The 4265-nt window shown below is 69.5% G+C and carries 5 protein-coding genes; 3 read left to right on the forward strand and 2 right to left on the reverse strand.

Features of this window, described 5'->3' with window-relative positions:
• Nucleotides 1–406: winged helix-turn-helix domain-containing protein (locus OOT08_RS08920; RefSeq protein ID WP_325092290.1), on the reverse strand; the 406-nt coding region annotated here is incomplete at its 3' end.
• A 186-nt stretch (nucleotides 407–592) separates the two neighbouring features.
• On the opposite strand from OOT08_RS08920, the gene OOT08_RS08925 reads away from it, so the two are divergent.
• From OOT08_RS08925 to OOT08_RS08935, 3 genes are all read left to right on the forward strand, one after another.
• The gene (locus OOT08_RS08925) at nucleotides 593–1174 is read left to right on the forward strand and encodes a DinB family protein (protein ID WP_325092292.1); all 582 of its coding nucleotides are present in this window, start codon (nucleotides 593–595) and stop codon (nucleotides 1172–1174) included.
• 55 nt (nucleotides 1175–1229) lie between these two features.
• Nucleotides 1230–2114, forward strand: coding sequence for an exodeoxyribonuclease III (locus tag OOT08_RS08930; RefSeq protein WP_325092293.1), 885 nt, complete (start codon nucleotides 1230–1232; stop codon nucleotides 2112–2114).
• Between the two features lie 185 nt (nucleotides 2115–2299).
• Nucleotides 2300–3391, forward strand: coding sequence for a zinc-binding dehydrogenase (locus OOT08_RS08935; protein ID WP_325092294.1), 1092 nt, complete (start codon nucleotides 2300–2302; stop codon nucleotides 3389–3391).
• A gap of 66 nt (nucleotides 3392–3457) precedes the next feature.
• Here OOT08_RS08935 and OOT08_RS08940 read toward each other — a convergent pair.
• Nucleotides 3458–4265 (reverse strand): ABC transporter permease (locus tag OOT08_RS08940; protein ID WP_325092295.1); only part of this gene is annotated, 808 nt, incomplete at its 5' end.

The following is a 4265-nucleotide window of genomic DNA, read 5'->3' on the forward strand; positions in this document are numbered from 1 at the left end:
GTCGCTCCTCCCCGGCAGCCGGGTGCCCTGTCCCCGGACGGGACGCCGCGGGCGCCGGCGTCGGCCCGGCGTCCGCCCGGATCGAGCGCACCATCGACTCGTTAATGAAGAAGCCCAGGCGGGACCGCCCCTCGATGAGTCCGCTCGCGAGCAGTTCCTCGTAGGCTCCGCTGACCGTGTTCCGCGACAGGCCCAGCTCCTGGGCGAGCGCCCGGGTGGACGGCAGCGGCAGCTCGACGGGGCGGTGCCCGGAGAGGATTTGATGTTCGAGCGCGCGCCGAAGCTGGCGGTACAGGGGCTCCCCCGATCCGCGGTTGACCTCGATGGGTGACTGGACCCGGCTCAGCCCGGCGGAGGCGCGCTCCGAGGCTCCGGGGCGATTGCGGGGAACGGGGCTCCCGATCATCGTGACTCCTTTGTCAGCGGCTCCTCCCCAGCCCACGACCTCGTGCCCCGACGGTGCTCGGTACGGTCAGCGGGTGCGAACGCACCCTCCGGTTCAGGGTACGACGGAGCCCCCGCGCTGTCCAAGGCCCGGCAGGGGCGGCGGCTTTCCCTCGTGAATGTCAGCCGTTGGGCTTAGCCTGAGGGCATGACTCCCCCCAAAGAGATCCTCCGACACACGCTGAACGAGCAACGCGCTGCGCTCCGCTGGAAGCTTGAGGGGCTCAGTGAGCGTGAGCTGCGCTGGCCGATGACCCCGACCGGCACCAACCTGCTCGGCCTGGTCAAGCACGTCGCCACGATCGAACTCGGCTACTTCGGCGAGGTCTTCGGGCGCCCTTCCGGCATCCCGACCCCGTGGATCGGCGGCTCGGCCGAGCCGAACGCCGACCTGTGGGCCACGCCCGCGGAATCGAAAGAACAGATCCTGCGGCTGTCCGCCGACGCCGAGGCGCACAGCAACCTCACGATCGACGAGCTCGAACTCGAGGCCATCGGGATCGTGCCCTGGTGGACCGCCGAACGCGGCCGGGTCACCCTGCACCAGATCCTGGTGCACATGATCGCCGAGACCGCCCGGCACGCGGGCCAGGCCGATATTCTGCGCGAGCTGATCGACGGCTCGGCCGGGATGCAGGCGGGCAACAGCAACCTCCCCGAGCTGAGCCCCGAGCAGCTCGCCGAGCAGCGCCGCCGCCTCGAAGCGATCGCCGAGGGCTTCCGGGACTGATCAGCGCCCGGGTCCGGCTGGCCCGCTGCCACCGGTCCCGGCTACGCTGAGAGCCATGCGCATTGCCACCTGGAACGTGAACTCCATCCGCACCCGAGTCGGCCGGGTGGTCGATTGGATGGTCCGCGAGGACATCGACGTGCTCGCCATGCAGGAGATCAAGTGCAAGCCCGAGCAGTTCCCCGTCGAGGCCTTTGAGCGCGCCGGATACCAGCTGGAGATCCACGGCCTGAACCAGTGGAACGGCGTCGCCTTCGCGAGCCGCCACGAGATGACCGACGTGGCCACCGCCTTTGACGGAATGCCCGGCTTTGGAAAAGCCATCAAGGGAGCGGAGGACCGCCAGCTCATGGGGCCCAACGACCTGCCCCAGGAGGCCCGCGCGCTCGGCGTTACGGTCGGGGACCTGCGCCTCTGGAGCCTGTACGTGCCCAACGGCCGCGGGCTCGACGACCCGCACTACGCCTACAAGCTGGAGTGGCTCGCGGCGCTGCGCCGCAACGCCGAGGGCTGGCTGGCGGCCGAGCCGCAGCTGCCGCTCGCGCTCATGGGCGACTTCAACATCGCCCCGACCGACGCCGACATGGGCGACCCGAGCTTCCAGCACGGCCGCTCCACGCACATTTCCCCCGATGAGCGCAGCATGTTCGCCTCCTTCATCCCGACCGTTGACGACGTCGTGCGCCCGTACGCCCCCGAGGGCTTCACCTTCTGGGACTACACGCAGCTGCGCTTCCCCCGCGACGAGGGCATGCGCATCGACTTCATCATGGGCTCCCCAGCCTTCGCCGACACCGTGACCGGCGCGTCGATTCACCGCGAGGAGCGCAAGGGCGACAGCCCGAGCGACCACGTCCCCGTCGTCGTGGATGTGGACCCGTCCCTCCTCGACGCCGGCTACGACGAGGACGACCTCGACCGCCCGATGATCTTCGGCTAGCCCCCGGCCGCCCTCCGCACGCCCTCACCGCCGGCACAAAACGGCAGGAGGGGCTGGTCAGCGACCTATTCAGGGTGATATTCTTGACCCAGGACACTCATCTGATACTCATATTCATTAGAGAGAATGAGAGTCGAGACGCGAGGGACGCGTCACCCCGGGGGGGGAAGGGAAAGGGGCTGCCAATGCGCGCCGCAATCTATGAAAACGGATCGTTTCGAGTCGGGGAGCTGCCGCTCCCCGCGCTTCGCGAGGACCAGATCCGGGTCCGACCCATCGCGAACGGAGTCTGCGGGAGCGACCTGTCCGCCTGGGCGCACACCGAGGACTTCATGGCCGCGAACGACGAGGCCGGGATCCGGCTGTCGCGCTTCGATACCGAGCGACCGATCGTCTTCGGCCACGAGTACACCGCCGAGGTGACCGAGGTTGGCGCCGCGGTGACCGATCAGGCCGTCGGCGACACGGTCTTTGTGCTGCCCTGGGTCATCGAGTCCTCCGGGGAGCCGCGGACGAGCGGGTACTCCTCCGAGTACCCGGGCGGGATGAGCACCGAGACCATCGTGAACGCGGGCGGGCACCTGCCACTCCCCGCGGGCGTCGATCCGGTGCTCGCCGCAACGCTTGAGCCCATCGCCACCGGCACGAACGGCGCGCAGCGCACCGGCATCCAGGCGGGCGAGGGCGCCATCGTGACCGGGCTCGGCCCCGTGGGGCTCGGCGCGGTCGTGGAGCTCGCCGCCCGCGGCGCGTTCCCCATCGTGGCGTCCGACCCCTCGGCGCGGCGGCGCGAGGTCGCGCTGGCCTACGGCGCGACGCACGCCGTTGACCCCGCCGAGACGGACCCGATCGACACCTGGCGGGAGCACGCTGCGGCGGGCAGTCGCCTGTACGTCGTGGAGGCCTCGGCCGCGCCCGGCTTGCTTCCGGCAATGATCCAGTCCGCACCCGACTACGCGGTGTTCTCGATCGTCGGCTCCGGCACCCACCACGAGCAGCTGCGCACGATGACCGCGGTGTCGAAGAACATCTCGCTTCTGTTCGCGATGGGTGCCCCCTGGGGCACGCAGCGCTACGTGGCGCTCGACCGCGCCCTGGAACACCTGGTCGAGGGCCGCTACGATCCGGCGCTCATGGTGACCGCGGTGACCGGCCTTGCCGGCGCGCAGGCCGCCTTCGAAGCGCTCCGCCCCGCCTCGGGCGAGATCGCCGAGATCAAGGTCCTCGTGCTCCCCGAGCTCGAGGCGAGCACCCTGGTAGACCCAAGCACCCGCTGAGCGGGCTGAGCGCACCCCCGGTCCCCGCGCGCCTGCGCGGGGACCGGGGGTGCGTGCGTTCCGGGGTCAGCCGGCCAGCGCCTCCTTGAGCGAGACGCGAGCCCCCGTGCGCAGGATCGAGTTGCTGTAGATCTTTGCGCCGAGCAGGATCACGAGCACCGTCGAGACGACCAGGATCACGAGCGACACCAGCGGCTCCCACCAGTCGGCCGTGCCCATGAACAGCCGCATCGGCATCCCGACCGGGGCCGAGAAGGGCACATACGACATGATCGTCATGACGAGGTCGTTGTCGTTGAAGGCGATCACCAGCACATAGGGCACCATGATCAGCATCATGAGCGGGCTCGTGACCGAGCCGACGTCCTCCTGGCGGCTGACCAGCGAGGCCGCCGTGGCGAACAGCGAGGCCAGCAGCACAAAGCCGAGGGCGAAGAACACCCCGAACCAGACGAGGGATTCGCCGAGCTCACCCAGCACGAGGTCCTGTCCGGTGGCGAGCAGCCCGACCGCGGCGATCACCAGAATGATGATTACCTGGCCGATGGCGAGGATGCTGTTGCCGAGGATCTTGCCCGCGAGCAGCTGCCGGACGGGCACCGCCGCCATCAGGATCTCCACGATCCGGGTCTGCTTCTCCTCGACGACCGACTGGGCGATCGTTGCGCCGAAGGTGACCGCGCTCATCATGAACACGATGCCAAAGCCGATCCCGACGAGGTACACGAGGAAGGGGTTCAGCTCGGCGACCTGGAGCAGCTCCACGGTGGGCTGCACGGACAGCGCCCCGATCACATCGCTCGGGGCGTCCTCCAGGCCGAGCACGGTGAGCCCGATCTGGGTGTCGCCGCCCGAGAGCACGGCCCCCGCGACC

Source organism: Leucobacter sp. M11 (assembly GCF_035726885.1).
Lineage (GTDB): Bacteria > Actinomycetota > Actinomycetes > Actinomycetales > Microbacteriaceae > JAPFRB01.

Coding starts and splice junctions, on each gene's coding strand:
- OOT08_RS08925 (WP_325092292.1), top strand. CDS start 593: ATGACTCCCCCCAAAGAGATCCTCCGACACACGCTGAACGAGCAACGC.
- OOT08_RS08930 (WP_325092293.1), top strand. CDS start 1,230: ATGCGCATTGCCACCTGGAACGTGAACTCCATCCGCACCCGAGTCGGC.
- OOT08_RS08935 (WP_325092294.1), top strand. CDS start 2,300: ATGCGCGCCGCAATCTATGAAAACGGATCGTTTCGAGTCGGGGAGCTG.